18 protein-coding genes and 1 tRNA gene are annotated in these 14,633 nt (G+C 71.0%); 16 read left to right on the top strand and 3 right to left on the bottom strand.

Going from position 1 to position 14,633, the window contains the following annotated elements; genetic code table 11:
• The first annotated feature begins 6 nt into the window (after nucleotides 1-6).
• The 5 genes from ACZ7L1_RS08405 to ACZ7L1_RS08385 all read left to right on the top strand — a co-directional run bounded on the left by ACZ7L1_RS08405 (nucleotide 7) and on the right by ACZ7L1_RS08385 (nucleotide 2,627).
• Nucleotides 7-684: an HdeD family acid-resistance protein gene (locus tag ACZ7L1_RS08405; RefSeq protein ID WP_471435305.1), complete on the top strand. Its 678-nt coding sequence runs from the start codon at nucleotides 7-9 to the stop codon at nucleotides 682-684.
• Nucleotides 685-874: 190 nt separating this feature from the next.
• Nucleotides 875-1,153 carry a hypothetical protein gene (locus tag ACZ7L1_RS08400; protein WP_471435303.1) on the top strand — a complete coding sequence of 93 codons (279 nt, stop codon included), beginning with the start codon at nucleotides 875-877 and terminating at the stop codon, nucleotides 1,151-1,153.
• A 54-nt stretch (nucleotides 1,154-1,207) separates the two neighbouring features.
• Complete coding sequence (locus ACZ7L1_RS08395) at nucleotides 1,208-1,381, top strand: hypothetical protein (RefSeq protein WP_471435301.1); 174 nt, start codon at nucleotides 1,208-1,210, stop codon at nucleotides 1,379-1,381.
• Between the two features lie 155 nt (nucleotides 1,382-1,536).
• Nucleotides 1,537-1,833 (top strand): type II toxin-antitoxin system VapB family antitoxin, encoded by a 297-nt coding sequence (locus ACZ7L1_RS08390; RefSeq protein WP_004943146.1) that lies wholly within the window; start codon nucleotides 1,537-1,539, stop codon nucleotides 1,831-1,833.
• Between the two features lie 146 nt (nucleotides 1,834-1,979).
• The gene (locus tag ACZ7L1_RS08385) at nucleotides 1,980-2,627 is read left to right on the top strand and encodes a LytR C-terminal domain-containing protein (RefSeq protein ID WP_471435299.1); all 648 of its coding nucleotides are present in this window, start codon (nucleotides 1,980-1,982) and stop codon (nucleotides 2,625-2,627) included.
• A 122-nt stretch (nucleotides 2,628-2,749) separates the two neighbouring features.
• Here the strand turns inward: ACZ7L1_RS08385 and upp are convergent, their stop codons facing one another.
• On the bottom strand, nucleotides 2,750-3,385 hold the full coding sequence (gene upp / locus ACZ7L1_RS08380) for a uracil phosphoribosyltransferase (RefSeq protein ID WP_471435297.1): 636 nt from the start codon (nucleotides 3,383-3,385) through the stop codon (nucleotides 2,750-2,752).
• A 97-nt stretch (nucleotides 3,386-3,482) separates the two neighbouring features.
• On the opposite strand from upp, the gene ACZ7L1_RS08375 reads away from it, so the two are divergent.
• The 8 genes from ACZ7L1_RS08375 to ACZ7L1_RS08340 all read left to right on the top strand — a co-directional run bounded on the left by ACZ7L1_RS08375 (nucleotide 3,483) and on the right by ACZ7L1_RS08340 (nucleotide 8,542).
• Nucleotides 3,483-3,668, top strand: coding sequence for a hypothetical protein (locus tag ACZ7L1_RS08375; RefSeq protein ID WP_103844242.1), 186 nt, complete (start codon nucleotides 3,483-3,485; stop codon nucleotides 3,666-3,668).
• A 274-nt stretch (nucleotides 3,669-3,942) separates the two neighbouring features.
• Entirely contained in the window at nucleotides 3,943-4,476 is a 534-nt protein-coding gene (locus tag ACZ7L1_RS08370) for a tRNA adenosine deaminase-associated protein (RefSeq protein WP_471435418.1), read from the top strand.
• A 66-nt stretch (nucleotides 4,477-4,542) separates the two neighbouring features.
• Complete coding sequence (gene tadA / locus ACZ7L1_RS08365; RefSeq protein WP_471435416.1) at nucleotides 4,543-4,971, top strand: tRNA adenosine(34) deaminase TadA; 429 nt, start codon at nucleotides 4,543-4,545, stop codon at nucleotides 4,969-4,971.
• An 89-nt stretch (nucleotides 4,972-5,060) separates the two neighbouring features.
• A tRNA-Ser gene (locus ACZ7L1_RS08360) sits at nucleotides 5,061-5,145 on the top strand.
• Between the two features lie 532 nt (nucleotides 5,146-5,677).
• Nucleotides 5,678-5,854: a hypothetical protein gene (locus ACZ7L1_RS08355; RefSeq protein ID WP_181139268.1), complete on the top strand. Its 177-nt coding sequence runs from the start codon at nucleotides 5,678-5,680 to the stop codon at nucleotides 5,852-5,854.
• A 69-nt stretch (nucleotides 5,855-5,923) separates the two neighbouring features.
• On the top strand, nucleotides 5,924-6,217 hold the full coding sequence (locus ACZ7L1_RS08350) for a Dabb family protein (protein WP_471435295.1): 294 nt from the start codon (nucleotides 5,924-5,926) through the stop codon (nucleotides 6,215-6,217).
• A gap of 195 nt (nucleotides 6,218-6,412) precedes the next feature.
• The gene (locus tag ACZ7L1_RS08345) at nucleotides 6,413-7,351 is read left to right on the top strand and encodes an RNA polymerase sigma factor SigF (RefSeq protein ID WP_471435294.1); all 939 of its coding nucleotides are present in this window, start codon (nucleotides 6,413-6,415) and stop codon (nucleotides 7,349-7,351) included.
• Nucleotides 7,352-7,597: 246 nt separating this feature from the next.
• Nucleotides 7,598-8,542 carry an RNA polymerase sigma factor SigF gene (locus tag ACZ7L1_RS08340; RefSeq protein ID WP_471435293.1) on the top strand — a complete coding sequence of 315 codons (945 nt, stop codon included), beginning with the start codon at nucleotides 7,598-7,600 and terminating at the stop codon, nucleotides 8,540-8,542.
• A gap of 938 nt (nucleotides 8,543-9,480) precedes the next feature.
• On the opposite strand, the gene ACZ7L1_RS08335 is transcribed toward ACZ7L1_RS08340, so the two are convergent.
• The gene (locus tag ACZ7L1_RS08335) at nucleotides 9,481-9,678 is read right to left on the bottom strand and encodes a hypothetical protein (protein ID WP_471435291.1); all 198 of its coding nucleotides are present in this window, start codon (nucleotides 9,676-9,678) and stop codon (nucleotides 9,481-9,483) included.
• Between the two features lie 245 nt (nucleotides 9,679-9,923).
• Here ACZ7L1_RS08335 and ACZ7L1_RS08330 point away from each other — a divergent pair, with 245 nt between their 5' ends.
• The 3 genes from ACZ7L1_RS08330 (at nucleotide 9,924) to ACZ7L1_RS08320 (ending at nucleotide 13,936) form a co-directional block, all read left to right on the top strand.
• On the top strand, nucleotides 9,924-10,433 hold the full coding sequence (locus tag ACZ7L1_RS08330; RefSeq protein ID WP_471435290.1) for a MarR family winged helix-turn-helix transcriptional regulator: 510 nt from the start codon (nucleotides 9,924-9,926) through the stop codon (nucleotides 10,431-10,433).
• A gap of 85 nt (nucleotides 10,434-10,518) precedes the next feature.
• Nucleotides 10,519-12,996 carry an MFS transporter gene (locus ACZ7L1_RS08325; protein WP_471435414.1) on the top strand — a complete coding sequence of 826 codons (2,478 nt, stop codon included), beginning with the start codon at nucleotides 10,519-10,521 and terminating at the stop codon, nucleotides 12,994-12,996.
• A 118-nt stretch (nucleotides 12,997-13,114) separates the two neighbouring features.
• A complete protein-coding gene (locus ACZ7L1_RS08320) occupies nucleotides 13,115-13,936 on the top strand; it encodes a YceI family protein (RefSeq protein WP_471435288.1) in 822 nt (273 codons plus the stop codon).
• Here ACZ7L1_RS08320 and ACZ7L1_RS08315 read toward each other — a convergent pair.
• Nucleotides 13,922-14,629: a GAF and ANTAR domain-containing protein gene (locus ACZ7L1_RS08315; RefSeq protein WP_471435286.1), complete on the bottom strand. Its 708-nt coding sequence runs from the start codon at nucleotides 14,627-14,629 to the stop codon at nucleotides 13,922-13,924. The genes ACZ7L1_RS08320 and ACZ7L1_RS08315 overlap by 15 nt on opposite strands.
• Between the last annotated feature and the right edge of the window lie 4 nt (nucleotides 14,630-14,633).

Here is a 14,633-nt window from a genome sequence, read left to right as displayed (position 1 = left end):
TGGATCATGACCGACGCACCGACCGGACCCCCCGGTGGCCCGGAATACGACGACCGTCACGTCCACGCCGCGCGCGGCACGCACACGACGAGACCGGCGTGGGACCTGCAGGAGCCGCCCTTCGAGGGGCCGTTGCACGTCCTCGCCCGCACCGCCTGGCAGGTCGTGCTGCTCACCGGCATCGCGTCGCTGATCCTCGGCGTCCTGGTCCTCGTCTGGCCGGGCCCGTCCCTGCTCGCGGCCGGGGTGCTCTTCGGCGTGTACCTGCTCATGAGCGGTGTGTTCCAACTGGCCGCCGCCTTCGGCACGCACAAGACCACCTCGCTGCGCGTCCTGGCCTTCATCAGCGGCGCCCTGTCGATCCTGCTGGGCCTGTTCTGCTTCCGCAGCCGTCTGGAGTCGATCCTGCTGCTCGCGCTGTGGATCGGGATCGGCTGGCTGATCCGCGGAATCACCCAGACCATGGCCGCCGCCCACGATCCGGCGGTGCCCGCACGCGGCTGGCAGATCTTCCTCGGCGTCGTGACCTTCATCGCCGGGATCGTGCTGATCGTCTCGCCGTTCCGGTCGATCGCCGTGCTCACCCTGGTCGCCGGGTGGTGGCTGGTGGTGGTCGGCATCGTCGAGATCGTCACGGCGGTCCGGGTCCGGGGCGGGGCGCGGCGGATCCCGCACATCGTGTGAAGACCTCCGGTGATCTCGTGACGATCGCATGGAGAACGTCAATCACACGCCCAGCCGGTACACCGTGCGAGCGGTTCTCGGGGCCGACACGATGAAGGACGTGAGTCCGACGGGGAGATGACCCCATGTGAGCCACGCACCCTACCCCCCACGCACCGCTGGACGGTATGCCTGGCTCAGGGTGCTCGTGGTGCTCGTCAGCCTCCTCCTGGTCGGCGCGTACACCGATGCGGTGGAGGCCGACTCCGTCCCCGCGTCCGCGGTCCAGGCGTGCGACGCGGACAACGACGTCCTCGCGCCCGCCCCGCGGACCGTGACGCTCCAGGGGCCGCGCACCGTCACGCCGCTGCGACCGGGGCCGCAGGCCGTCCCCGCGCCGTCCGGCCCGGACGACCTGCCTCCCGCCCCCGTCCGGACGTCGCGCTCGGCCGCACTGCACGCCCTGCGCACCGTGGTCCTGCGCTGCTGACAGGTCCGGCCCACCCGGAACCGTCACACCATCGGCAACGCGAGGAACCCTTACATGCTCATCGACCCCTACGCGGTCCTGCACGCCCTGGTGCGTGCCGAGGCCCTGCGCACCACGAAACCGAAGCAGGAACCCGAGCCGGAGCCCGACGCGGTGGACCCGTCCACCCCGGCGATCCCGCCGGAGCGGGACCGCGGGCGGCGACCGTGGACCCGTCCCCATCCGTGACCCATGACAGCGGCCGCCCCGGGCGGGGCGGCCGCGCCACTTCCCGCACACATACCGAACCCTCTCCCTTTTTACCCCGTTTACCGCATCTTTTCCGAGGGCGCACTCCGTCGCCATGGCTGCGCCCGGAACGTGTCGACCGGTAGGCTTTCCGTGTGATCTTCAAGCGCATCGGAAACGGCCGGCCGTACCCCGACCACGGCCGGGAGAGCACCCGGCAGTGGGCGGACGTCGCGCCGCGCCCGGTCCGCCTCGATCAGCTGGTGACGACCAAGCAGCAGCTCGACCTGGAGACCCTGCTCGCCGAGGACTCGACGTTCTACGGCGACCTCTTCGCGCACGTCGTGAAGTGGCAGGGCGACCTGTACCTGGAGGACGGCCTGCACCGCGCGGTCCGCGCCGCACTGCAGCAGCGTCAGGTGCTGCACGCGCGGGTGCTCGAACTCGACTGACTCCTCCGCGAGGCAGCCCCTGGGCGCCCGGTCCGCTTCCGCCGTCCGCGGGCCGTACGGGCGCCCTTTGACCCTTTCGGGTTGGAGTCCGAGCATCCGATGATCATCTAGTAGGCATTGCTGCCCGGGCGCACTACGCTGCGCCCATGAGCATGCTGACTCCCCCCGGCATGGGTGGCCAGTACCGGATCACGGGGGACAAGTACCCGCGGATGCGCCCACCCCGGCGCCGCGGCAGGCTCGTGGTCGCCATCGTCGCCTCCGTGGCCGCCATCGGGCTGATCGGTTGGGGGACCCTGCAGCTCATCGACGTCTTCACCGGCGGCAGTGGCAGAACCTCGGCGTCCGGCACCAAGGCGGACTGCGCCGGCAAGGTGAGCGCGTCGCCCGCAGCCGCCAAGGCCCTGCCCGAGCCGGGCCGGATCACGGTCAACGTCCTCAACGCCACGGAGCGCGGCGGCCTCGCCAAGGAGACCGCGGACGAGCTGAAGAAGCGCGGCTTCCACATCGGCACCGTGGGCAACGCGACGCAGCAGTACGACAAGAAGGTCAAGGGCGTCGGGATACTGCTCGGCCCGAAGACCTCCCTGCACACCGCGCTGCCGGTTCTCGCCACCCAGCTCGCGGGCGCCGACCAGCGCACCGACGCCCGCACGGACGCGTCCGTCGACCTGATCCTGGGCGACGACTTCAAGTCCCTGACGGCCAAGCCGGACGCGGACAAGGCGCTGGCGGCCCTGGCGAACCCGACGCCGGCGGCGTCGCCGGGCAGCACCGGCAAGAAGAGCTGCTGAGGTTCCTCCGGCCCCGGCACCGGCCCCCGTTGCTGGTCGCCGGCCGGTCTCCGTGCGGTGCGGCCGTGCCGCCTCGCACGGAGACCGTACGGCCGTCTCGGGCCGTGTCGCCTCTGCGTCCCCTACTCAGCCGCCCCGTACAGCCGGTCCCCGGCGTCCCCGAGGCCCGGAACGATGTAGCCCTGCTCGTTCAGGTGCTCGTCGACCGCGGCCGTCACCACCGTGACCGGCGTGCCCGCCAGTTCACGCTCCATGACCTCGACGCCCTCCGGAGCGGCCAGCAGCACCACGGCCGTCACATCGTCAGCGCCGCGCCTGATCAGCTCCTGGATCGCCGCGACGAGCGTGCCACCGGTCGCGAGCATCGGGTCCAGGACGTACACCTGCCGCCCGGAGAGGTCCTCCGGCATGCGCGTCGCATACGTGGAGGCCTGGAGGGTCTCCTCGTTGCGGATCATGCCCAGGAAGCCCACCTCGGCGGTCGGCAGCAGCCGCACCATGCCGTCCAGCATGCCGAGCCCGGCGCGCAGGATCGGCACCACCAGCGGGCGCGGACGCGACAGCTTGACGCCGGTGGTCGTGGCGACCGGCGTCTCGATGTCGATCGCCTCGGTGCGCACGTCCCGCGTGGCCTCGTAGGCGAGCAGGGTGACGAGTTCGTCGGCCAGCCGACGGAAGGTCGCGGAGTCGGTGCGCCGGTCGCGCAACGTGGTGAGCTTGTGGGCGACCAGGGGGTGGTCGACGACATGGAGACGCATGCCCCCACAGTAACCGGGCCACCGCGTCCGTCCGGACCTGGCATCGAACCCCCCATCAGAGGGAAAGTGGGAGGAACGGAACAGGGGTGGTGTGACGATGCCGGACCAGGAGTCCCCCAAGGAGCCGGAGGCACAGGAGTCGGACGCCGAGCGCAGGCGGCGACGCGCCAGGTTCCTGCGTGAACTGGCGGAGGCACGGGAGCTGCGCGCCCGCGTCCAGCCCCGCCGCGCCAAGGCCGCACGGCTGCGTCACGCCATGCGTATGCGCACCTTCCGCTGGTAGCGACGCGGCCGTCGTGGGGGTGGCCGTGCGGCCACACCGGCAAAGGCCGCGTACGATCCGCAGGTGGCGGCAACGAGTGCGCTGGTGAGTGGACCGCTCCGCTCGAGTGCTCGCGATCAAAACAGCCAGACACAGGGAGCCGAAGACGTCCCCTGAACGCCTTGTTTCTGCCACGATTCCGAGTGGGTGGGGCTCGGAGCCCAGCTCTCTCCGCCCAGAACCTCCGCCGGGGGGACCCCCAACCGGCACGCCTATGACCAGTGGGAGAGTCACGGTGTACTTCGCCGCACTGCTCGCGCGCACCGAAGACGGGTGGGAAGCGAGCGACACAGAGCTCGACGATGTGGAGACGCTGTCCGACCTGGCCGACCTGGCCCGGGAAGCCTCGGCCGAGGACGACACGGTGCTCGTCCTGATCGAGCAGGAGGACGCGTGGTTCGGCGTCGTCCGCGTGGACGGCGAGGAGGACCCTCGTATCTACGTCTCGGACGCCGCTGCCGCAGCCCGCAGTTCGTACGGCGAGATCCTGCTCACCGACGAACTGCTCGGAAGGGAGCCCGGCGACGACGGTCCGGACCTGGACTCCCTCGACCTCGACGGCACGGAGGACGGTGAGCCCGAGGAGGCCGACGACGAGGACACGCCCGGCACAGGCGCCGCCGTGCCGCACGGCCCCGTGGGAGACAGCGAGATCCTCGACGACCTCGGCGTCTCCGAGAAGGAGCTGCGTGCCCTGGACGCCGACGACGCGCTCAACGCGATCGCCGAGGCCCTGGGTGCCTCGGAGGTCCTGGAGACCGTCCGCTAGGTGTTCTCCGTGACCGAGGACCGGGCGCCGGCCCCCGACCCGGTGCGCGACCGGTGGCGGGCCGCGATGCGTCTCGCCCTGGACGAGGCCGCGCGGGCCGTCGAGGGCGGTGACGTGCCCGTCGGTGCCGTCGTGCTGTCCCAGGACGGCTCGGTGCTGGCCACCGGTCACAACGAGCGCGAGGCGACGGGCGATCCGTCGGCCCACGCGGAGATCGTCGCGCTCCGACGGGCGGCGGCGGCGCTCGGCGAGTGGCGGCTGCCCGGCTGCACGCTCGTCGTCACCCTGGAGCCCTGCACCATGTGTGCCGGCGCGGTGCAGCAGTCCCGGGTGGAGCGGCTGGTCTACGGCGCGCGCGACGAGAAGGCGGGTGCGGTCGGGTCGCTGTGGGACCTGGTGCGCGACCGGCGCCTGAACCACCGTCCGGAGGTGATCGCCGGCGTGCTCGAGGACGACTGCGCACGGCTCCTGACGGACTTCTTCCGGGCTCGCTGAGACGTAGGCCTGTCGGAGGCGGCGTCGGCCCCGGGCGATCCCGGAAACGGATTTCAGACCATGGCCCACCTTGGGGTAGGGTCTCCCTCGGTAGCGTGTCCGAGCGGCCGAAGGAGCTCGCCTCGAAAGCGAGTGTGGCGCAAGTCACCGAGGGTTCAAATCCCTCCGCTACCGCTGAAGAAGGGCCTCACCTGTCGGTGGGGCCCTTCGCGTGTGCGCCGGACGTGTGCGGGGTCCACCACGCGCCGGATCTGTTCAGGGGACCGGACGTATCCGAGCGGCACGAAGCCCCGGCGTGCCGCTCAGTGCGCCGGGGCTTCGGCCCGCCCCCTGGAGCGGGGCGGCGGCCTCGGGGGAACAGGACGCCGTCCCTCCCCTGAGGACACGGGCGTCGGGGCCGCCTCGCGGCTCGGGGACCTCGCGGTGCGGGTCCCAGCCGGGTCCGGTCACCCGGTCCGGTCCTCCCTGCCCTCCGGGCCCCTGCCGGTCCGGTGGGCTCCTCTCCATCCTCCGGCTTCGCCACGTCCCGGCAACCCGGCCGAACGGCCCCCGCCCCCGGGCCATTGGTCCCGGAGTCCCCTTACGGAAGGAACGGGTGAGGACCTGGTGCATACGGGATCTTTTGCGAAGCCCCGAACACCTGGCCGGGTTACACTCACCCGCGGCGAACCGGCCCCTCGGGGCGGAAGAGACGGGGGAGGCCACGGTGGCGGTACCGGGAAAGAAGATCGCGTTCTACGTGCTCGTGGTCTTCGTGCTCTATGTGATCATCACCGATCCGGCCAAGGCCGCCGACTACGTGCAGATAGGGTTCGAGGGCATCTCGAGCGCCGCCAAGGCCATCGGCCACTTCATGACCTGGATCGCCGACGGCGCCAAGTAGGGCCCTCCGAGGCCCCGCGCCAATCGCCGGCCGGCGGCCGCCGCCGTTGCCGTACCCCTGGGAGCACCCGTGATCCGCCACCTGGTCCTCTTCAAGCTCAACGAGGGCGTCCGGCGCGACGACCCGCGCGTCGTGGAGGGCGTCCGCGCCTTCGAGGCCCTCGGCGGCCTGATCGACGAGCTCCGCTTCTGGGAGCTGGGCTGGAACATCAGCGACCGCCCCATCGCCCACGACTTCGCGATCAACTCGGCGGTGGACGACGCGGACGCCCTCAAGCGGTACCTGGAACACCCGGCGCACCAGGCGGGCGTCGCCCTGTGGCGCGAGTTCGCCACTTGGGTGATCGCCGACTACGAAATCTGAGCGACACCGCCCACCGATTCCGGGCGACACAACCGACGGAGCCCTCCACCGGAACAGTGGAGGGCTTTCCTGCGTCTTGTGCCCCAATCTCTGTCCCGACCCCTTCGCCAACACGGAGTTATGCGGTGCTTGCACACAGTGTCCATTTCTTGTGATGCTATGACCGCTTTTGACGGTGAGTTGACAGATGTGTTGATGGATGAAGAGGTGGCGTTGACCGTGTCGGCCAGTACTGCGCCGCCCCAGGAGGACGAGGCTCCGGCCCCGTCCTCCGACCGGCATCAGGCATCCGCCACGGACCCCGCCCGCCCCCACGCGACCGAACCGACCCCCGACACCGCCCCCGTGCACCCCCAGGAAGCCGCCAGACGCCGCGGCGCCGACACCCGGGCCCTCACCCAGATGCTCTTCGCCCAGCTCAAGGAGCTTCAGCCGGGCACCCCCGAGCACCACCGCGTGCGCGGCGCGCTCATCGAGGCGAACCTCCCCCTCGTCCGCTACGCCGCCGCCCGCTTCCGCTCCCGCAACGAGCCCATGGAGGACGTCGTCCAGGTCGGCACCATCGGCCTGATCAACGCCATCGACCGCTTCGACCCCGACCGCGGCGTGCAGTTCCCGACCTTCGCGATGCCCACCGTCGTCGGCGAGATCAAGCGCTACTTCCGCGACAACGTCCGCACCGTCCACGTCCCGCGCCGGCTGCACGAGCTGTGGGTGCAGGTCAACAGCGCCACCGAGGACCTGACGACGGCGTACGGACGCTCCCCCACCACCGCCGAGATCGCCGAGCGGCTGCGCATCTCCGAGGACGAGGTGCTGTCCTGCATCGAGGCGGGCCGTTCGTACCACGCGACCTCCCTCGAAGCCGCCCAGGAGGGCGACGGACTCCCCGGCCTGCTCGACCGGCTCGGCTACGAGGACCCGGCCCTCGACGGCGTCGAGCACCGCGACCTCGTACGGCACCTGCTCGTCCAGCTGCCCGAGCGCGAGCAGCGGATCCTGCTGCTGCGCTACTACAGCAACCTCACCCAGTCCCAGATCAGCGCCGAGCTGGGTGTCTCCCAGATGCATGTGTCAAGGCTCCTGGCGCGGAGCTTCGCGCGTCTGAGATCCGCAAACAGGATCGACGCATAACTCACGCGAGCGAATCATCCGCAAGCGCCCTTCCCGACAACTCTGCGCTGAAAAAGCCTCAGAAGCCTTCCAACCAGGGCGCATTGGCGTTTCACATATCGACATGTCACTACAGCGTGTTGCCGACATGTGACATTCTTCCGGGAGCGCGTTTGCCGCGGCCTCGCGACCGGTATTTCAGGGGAGGCTGCGTTCCTTACGACGGGAGCGTCCGCCGCGACCGTCCCGCGACCCAAAGGGGGTGGCATGTCCGCAGACCAGGGCAGCTCGAAGGTGCTCACGCTCATGCAGAGCGACCCCGCGCCCGACGTGCTCCAGGACCTTCAGGCCCCTCAGGACCTCCCGGGTGCCGAGACCCTTCCCGCCCAGGACCTCCCGGGCGCCGAGGCTCTTGCGGCCCCCGAGGCCCCGGACCTTCCGTCCACGGAGGGCATCGACACCCGCACCCTGTCCCGCTCCCTGTTCCTGCGGCTCGCCGCACTCGACGAGAACAGCCCGGAGCGTGCCTACGTCCGGGACACGCTCATCGAGCTCAACCTCCCGCTCGTCCGGTACGCGGCGGCCCGCTTCCGCAGCCGCAACGAACCGATGGAGGACATCGTCCAGGTCGGCACCATCGGGCTGATCAAGGCGATCGACCGCTTCGACTGCGAGCGGGGCGTGGAGTTCCCGACCTTCGCGATGCCGACGGTCGTGGGTGAGATCAAGCGGTTCTTCCGGGACACGTCCTGGTCGGTGCGGGTGCCGCGCCGCCTCCAGGAGCTGCGCCTGGCCCTCACCAAGGCCAGTGACGAGCTGTCCCAGAAGCTGGACCGCTCCCCGACGGTCACCGAACTGGCCTCCGCGCTGGGCGTGTCGGAGGAGGACGTGGTCGACGGCCTCGCGGTCGGCAACGCGTACACGGCGTCCTCGCTGGACTCCCCGACCCCCGAGGACGACGGCGGCGAGGGCTCGCTCGCGGACCGGCTCGGCTACGAGGACACGGCCCTGGAAGGCGTGGAGTACCGCGAGTCCCTCAAGCCGCTGCTGGCCAAGCTGCCGCCGCGCGAGCGGCAGATCATCATGCTCCGCTTCTTCGCGAACATGACGCAGTCGCAGATCGGCGAGGAGGTCGGCATCTCCCAGATGCACGTCTCCCGCCTCCTGACCCGCACGCTGGCACAGCTGCGCGAGGGTCTGATCTCGGACTGAGCCATCCGACGGCCGCGGGCGGGCCGGCCCTCGCCGGCTGTGGTGCGGGGCGGCCGGTACCGGCGCCAGGCGCCGACCCGCTCCCTCGGGAGCGGGTCGGCGTGGATACGGAACATACGCTGCCGTACGCGACTTCCGACATGACGGTGCGTCAGTCACACTGGCGCAATGCTTCCAGCGACGTGGTTGCGGGGCCGTCAGGGGCTGGTGGTCGGGGCATCGGCGGTCGTCGTCTGCCTGGGCGGGGTTCTGGCCGCGAGCACCGGCGGCGCGGACGGTGAGGCATACGTGGCGGTCGGCCCGGCGGGCGGCGGGCCCCCGGCATCCGGTACGGCGGTGGCGCCGACCGGAGACATGACACTGGCCCCTCTCGACGGACCGTCCGGGGCCGCGACCGCCGGGACCAAGGCCTCCGGAACCAGGACTCCGGGTATCCCGGACTCCCGCACGAGCGCCCCGGCGACAGCCGGTGACGGTCCGGCTTTCAGCCCGACAGCCGCGCGCGAAACAGCCGGTACGGCCACCGAGACCGGCACCGGTACCAAGTCGCCTGCGCCCAGCCCCGTTTCACCTTCCCCGACGCCAACCGCCCCTCATCCCACAACGAGCGGACCCGCAGTGATCACCGCGGGCCGACCCGAGCGGCAGCCCACCGACCACCGCTGGTGCGAGAACGTGACCGTCCTCTTCCGCAACACCGGCGGCACCCCGGTGCGTTCGGGCACGGTGACCCTCGGAACCCACATCATCGGGGCGCTCGGGACCGACTGGGCGACGACCGAGTCCACGGAGGCGCTACCCGCGCCGATCGCCGCCGGGACATCGGTGAAGGGGACCTGGACGGTGTGCGTCGAGGCCCTGGCGAGTACCGCCGGGTATGCACATCGAGACGCGGGACGTGTCCGTCCGGTGGACGTAGCGGAGGTGCGGTCGCCCGCCTACCTCAGCGCCAGCCAGGCCACCGCGGCGACGATCGCGACGGCGACGACGACGCCGATGATCAGGCCGATACGGGGACCGGCCGGAGCGGCCGCCTGCTGCCGGCCCTGAGGGGCCGCCTCGTCGACGAACGCGCGGAACATCTGCGTGCTGCCAGCGGGGTCGTAGTTGCCCTGGGGGCCCTGGGTGTTAGCCATGGCCCCGGACCCTAGCGAATACGTGGGGGACTGCCCAAGTGAGGGTTCTGTGAGTGGGCCCCTCCGGGGACCTGCCGCGAGGCCGTTCACAGCCATGCCACAGACAGGCACCCCCCACCACCTGCACATTTACTTTCGCCAATGCTTGCCTTTGCCAAGTTTTTAGTTCCGTAGCCCCCGTTTCATTTGCCTGCAGCAACCAATCTCCCTATGGTTGCTCTAGGCAACGATAAGAAGGAGGTGCCATGGCCGAGCGAGCGCAGTACGAGGAACTGGCGCGTCAGCTCAGCGCCTTCGGCGCCGTGAAGCGAGACCTCGGGCGCTGCCTGCCGCCCGACTGCCCCGGAGGATCCGCCGCCGTACTCACACTGCTCGGCCGCCACGGCGACATGCGCATGAGCAAGCTCGCGGAGCTGCTCGCCGTCGACATGTCGGTCACCAGCCGCCACGTCGCGCACGTCGCGGACCGCGGCTGGATCGAGCGCTGCCCGGACCCCGCGGACAAGCGCTCCCGCATCCTGCGCCTGACGGCACCCGGCCGTATCCAGCTCGACGAGCTGTCCCGGCGCACCGCCGCACTGCTCGCCGACCGGCTGAGCGACTGGTCGGAGGACGACGTCGGCCGGCTCATCCAGCTCATGGCGCGGCTCAGGGAGAGCTTCGGCGACTGCCGTTCCACTCCCCGGCTCGCGCAGGCCGCACCCGCGACGGAATCCGTTGCCCACAGGACCACCCGTACACCCGCAAGCACGTAAGTAAAGGAAGCCCATGGCAACGACCACACCAGCCGGTGTGCGGGCCCACGCCAAGCACGGGGGAGGCTCCCCGGACGGCGCTCCGATGACGCACCGGCAGATCATGGAGGCCCTCTCCGGGCTTCTGCTCGGCATGTTCGTGGCGATCCTGTCGTCCACGATCGTCACCAACGCGCTGCCGCACATCATCGGCGACCTCGGCGGCGGCCAGTCCGCCTACACCTGGGTCGTCACCGCCTCGCTGCTGGCGATGACCGCGACCACCCCGCTGTGGGGCAAGCTCGCCGACCTGTACAGCAAGAAGGCCCTCGTCCAGATAGCCCTGATCGTCTACGTCCTGGGCTCGATGGCGGCCGGCCTGTCGCAGAACCCGGGCATGCTGATCGCCTGCCGTGTCGTGCAGGGCGTCGGCGTCGGCGGTCTGTCCGCGCTGGCGCAGATCGTCATGGCAGCGATGATCTCCCCGCGTGAGCGCGGGCGTTACTCCGGTTACCTGGGCGCCACGTTCGCCATCGCCACCGTCGGCGGCCCGCTGCTCGGCGGTGTCATCACCGACACCTCGTGGCTGGGCTGGCGCTGGTGCTTCTACGTCGGCGTGCCCTTCGCGGTGATCGCGCTGATCGTGCTGCAGAAGACCCTGCACCTGCCCGTGGTCAAGCGGGAGGCCAAGGTCGACTGGGGCGGCGCGTTCTTCATCGCCGCCGCGGTCTCGCTGCTGCTGGTCTGGGTGACCTTCGCCGGTGACAAGTACGACTGGCTGTCCTGGCAGACGTACACCATGGTCGGCGGTTCGATCGTCCTCGGTGCGCTGTTCGTGCTGATCGAGACCAAGGCGAGCGAGCCGATCATCCCGCTGCGGCTGTTCCGCAACCGCACCATCACGCTGGCGTCGCTCGCCTCGCTCTTCGTGGGTGTCGCGATGTTCACCGGCACGGTGTTCTTCAGCCAGTACTTCCAGCTGGCCCGCGACAAGTCCCCGACGATGTCGGGTGTCCTGACGATCCCGATGATCGGTGGCCTGTTCGTCTCCTCCACCGTCTCCGGCCAGTTCATCACCCGCACAGGACGCTGGAAGGCGTGGCTGGTCAGCGGTGGTGTGCTGGTGACGGCCGGCCTGGGCCTGCTCGGCACCATCCGGTACGACACGGCCTACTGGAAGATGTCGATCTTCATGGCCCTGATGGGTCTCGGCATCGGCATGATGATGCAGAACCTGGTGCTGTGCACCCAGAACCAGGTGGCGCCGCGGGACCTGGGTTCGGCCAGCTCCACGGTCACCTTCTTCCGTTCCCTCGGCGGTGCGGTCGGCGTCTCCGCGCTCGGCGCGGTGCTCTCCCACCGGATCACCCACTACATCACCGACGGCATCAGCGCCCTGAGCCCGAAGTACCAGGCCGCCCTGGCCGGCTCGAGCTCCACGGACAGCATCCCGGACATGAACAAGCTGCCGGCCCCGCTGCGCACGCTGCTGGAGAGCGCCTACGGCCACGGCATCGCCGACGTCTTCCTGATCGCCGGCTGCCTGGCGGCCGTCGCCTTCCTGATCACCCTGTTCATCAAGGAGGTCCCGTTGAAGACCAAGGGCGCGCTGGCGCAGGCCGCTGCCGACTCGGCCCCGCAGGAGACCCCCGCGGCGGCCACCCCGGCAAAGGCGCCGGCGCCGGCCGCGGTTGCCGCGCCGGCCGAGGAGAGGGTCCCGAGCTGGGCGGTGGCGAGCACCGAGACCACGGGCGAGGGCACGGGTACGCAGCGCCTGGCGGCCGTCGCCACGATCGCCCGGCCGGAGGCGGCCGGTGACGGCGGTGGCATCCCGGTCCGCGGCTTCGTCCGCGGTGGCGAAGGCGCGCCGGTCCCGCAGGCCGCCGTCACCCTGATATCCCTCGGGGGTCGGCAGCTGGGCCGGTCGGTCGCGCAGGCGGACGGTTCCTACGCGGTGCACGCCCCGGGCACCGGCTCCTACGTCCTGATCGCCTCCGCCGACGGCCACCAGCCGCAGGCCTCCACGATCGTCGTGCACGACGAGCCGGTGTCGTACGACGTCCTGCTCAGCGGCACCAGTGGCCTGAGCGGCGTCGTCCGCGCCGCCGAGACCGGGCTGCCGGTCAAGGACGCGATGGTCATCGTCACCGACGTGCGCGGTGACCTGCTGGCCACCGCCACCACCGGCGAACAGGGCACCTTCTCCTTCGCCGAGCTGGTGCCGGGTGCCGTGACCGTCGCGGTGAACGCCGCCGGGCACCGCCCGCGGGCCCTGCCCGTCGAGGTCGGCGCCACCGGAGTGACGCGGGTCGAGATCGACCTCGACTCCGGCTCCCAGGTCCAGGGCGTCGTACGGGCCCCGCACGGCCCCCTCGCGGACGCCCGGGTGACCCTGGTGGACGCGGCGGGCAACGTGGTCGGCACGGCCACCACCGGCGCGGACGGGGCGTACGCCTTCACCGACCTGAACAGCGGCGAGTACACCGTCATCGCGACGGGCTACCCGCCGGTGGCCACCGCGGTGACCGTCTCCGGCCGCGGCGTCGACGACCACGACATCGAACTCGCCCACCCGGGCGAGTAGTGCGGAGTCCGGCTCGTGGGGGCGCGCTGTGAGCGACAAGCGCCCCCGCGGGCCGGATTTTTTTCGGCCGCCACGGGGATTTATCAAGGATTCAAGGGATTTAGAGGGGAACCACGCGATGGGACTGACCGCACGGATCCGTACGCGAGACGGATGGGCCGTGTCGCACGCGGTCGTCACCGTGACCGACATGACCGGGACACAGGTCCTGCGCGCCGAGGCCGACGCGGAGGGCGCCGTCCGGGACGCGACCGAGCTGGCGCCCGGCGCCTACACCGTGATCGTCACGGCGGTCGGGTACGCCCCCGCCGCCTCCAGCGCGATCGTCACCGCGAGCGGGCGGGCCGAGGTCGGCACCGTGACGCTCGCCCGGCAGGGCGGCACCGAACTGCCCCCGCCCGGGCCGTGGACCATCGACCCGGCGCACTCCTCGGTGGGCGCGGTCGCGCAGCACCTGGGGATCTCCAGCGTGCACGGGCGGTTCACGGACTTCGCCGGGCGCATCGAGATCGCCCCGGACGAGGTGGAGAAGTCCCGCGTCGAGGCCGTCATCCGCGCCGAGTCCGTCGACACGGGCAACGGCATGCGCGACACCCACCTGAGGTCGGCCGACTTCCTGGACGTCGAGAAGTACCCGGAGATCACCTACCGCTCGACCGGCCTGGCGGCCGCGGGCGCGGACCGCTGGACGGTCCACGGCGAGCTGACCCTGCACGGGGTGGTCCGCCCGGTGGATCTGGACCTCGCCTACCTGGGCACCGGCTCCGACCCGTGGGGCGGTACCCGTGCGGCTTTCCGCGCGACCACGGAACTGCGCCGCGAGGACTTCGCGATGAACTACAACCAGATCGTCCAGGCGGGCATCGCCGCCATCGGCACCACGCTGAAGGTGGAGCTGGACATCCAGGCGGTGCAGGGCGAGTCGCTACCGTCCGCGTGACGGCGGACCGCCGTCACCCGAGACCCGGGACACCAGATCGGTGGCGAGGTCGCGGAGCTTGGTGTTCGTGTGCTGGGAGATCCGGCGCAGGTGCTCCAGGGCGATCCGGGCACTGACCCGTTCCTGCGCCATCAGGATGCCGATCGCCTGGTCGATGACGCTGCGGGAGAGCAGCGCGGTGCGCACGTCGGCGGCGTCGGCGCGCTCGCGTTCCACGCGCAGGGCGACGTCGACGGCCTCGGCGGTCCGCGCCGCGAAGGCGCGGGCCTGGTCACGGGCCGGGCCGAGCACGCCGGGCTCGAGGCCGTAGAAGTTCAGTGCGGCGCCGGTGTCGCCCTCGACGGTGAGCGGCACCGCGAGCACGCAGCGCACCCCGACCGACAGCGCGTACTGCGTGTACGTGGGCCAGCGGGTCTCGACGGCCAGGTCGGAGGCGTACTGCTCGGTCTCCGTCTCGGCGGCCGTGACGCAGGGGCCGGTGCCGTTCTCGTACTGGCGCAGATCCAGGCCCCTGGGCAGGGTTCCGCTGCCGGCGAGGGTCAGCAGGCGGTCGCCGCGGCGGACGGTGATGCTGCAGGCGGCGCAGCCGGGCACGGCCTCGACCGCACGGTCGGTCAGGTCCCGCAGCAGCGTGTCGAGACCGCCGCTGCGCACGATCGCCTGGTCGAGCGGGTAGGGCATCTCGGGTCTCATGTCA

The sequence above is a fragment of the Streptomyces sp. NPDC107546 genome, from assembly GCF_055639175.1.
Note: the sequence above shows the minus strand (reverse complement) of the source record. Positions and strands in the feature narration are given on the sequence as shown.

Excerpts from the sequence above, each read along its gene's own strand:
- ACZ7L1_RS08405 (WP_471435305.1), top strand. The coding sequence starts at position 7 with ATGACCGACGCACCGACCGGACCCCCCGGTGGCCCGGAATACGACGAC.
- ACZ7L1_RS08395 (WP_471435301.1), top strand. The coding sequence starts at position 1,208 with ATGCTCATCGACCCCTACGCGGTCCTGCACGCCCTGGTGCGTGCCGAG.
- ACZ7L1_RS08385 (WP_471435299.1), top strand. The coding sequence starts at position 1,980 with ATGAGCATGCTGACTCCCCCCGGCATGGGTGGCCAGTACCGGATCACG.
- upp (WP_471435297.1), bottom strand. The coding sequence starts at position 3,385 with ATGCGTCTCCATGTCGTCGACCACCCCCTGGTCGCCCACAAGCTCACC.
- ACZ7L1_RS08375 (WP_103844242.1), top strand. The coding sequence starts at position 3,483 with ATGCCGGACCAGGAGTCCCCCAAGGAGCCGGAGGCACAGGAGTCGGAC.
- tadA (WP_471435416.1), top strand. The coding sequence starts at position 4,543 with ATGCGTCTCGCCCTGGACGAGGCCGCGCGGGCCGTCGAGGGCGGTGAC.
- ACZ7L1_RS08345 (WP_471435294.1), top strand. The coding sequence starts at position 6,413 with ATGGATGAAGAGGTGGCGTTGACCGTGTCGGCCAGTACTGCGCCGCCC.
- ACZ7L1_RS08340 (WP_471435293.1), top strand. The coding sequence starts at position 7,598 with ATGTCCGCAGACCAGGGCAGCTCGAAGGTGCTCACGCTCATGCAGAGC.
- ACZ7L1_RS08335 (WP_471435291.1), bottom strand. The coding sequence starts at position 9,678 with ATGGCTAACACCCAGGGCCCCCAGGGCAACTACGACCCCGCTGGCAGC.
- ACZ7L1_RS08330 (WP_471435290.1), top strand. The coding sequence starts at position 9,924 with ATGGCCGAGCGAGCGCAGTACGAGGAACTGGCGCGTCAGCTCAGCGCC.
- ACZ7L1_RS08325 (WP_471435414.1), top strand. The coding sequence starts at position 10,519 with ATGACGCACCGGCAGATCATGGAGGCCCTCTCCGGGCTTCTGCTCGGC.
- ACZ7L1_RS08320 (WP_471435288.1), top strand. The coding sequence starts at position 13,115 with ATGGGACTGACCGCACGGATCCGTACGCGAGACGGATGGGCCGTGTCG.
- ACZ7L1_RS08315 (WP_471435286.1), bottom strand. The coding sequence starts at position 14,629 with ATGAGACCCGAGATGCCCTACCCGCTCGACCAGGCGATCGTGCGCAGC.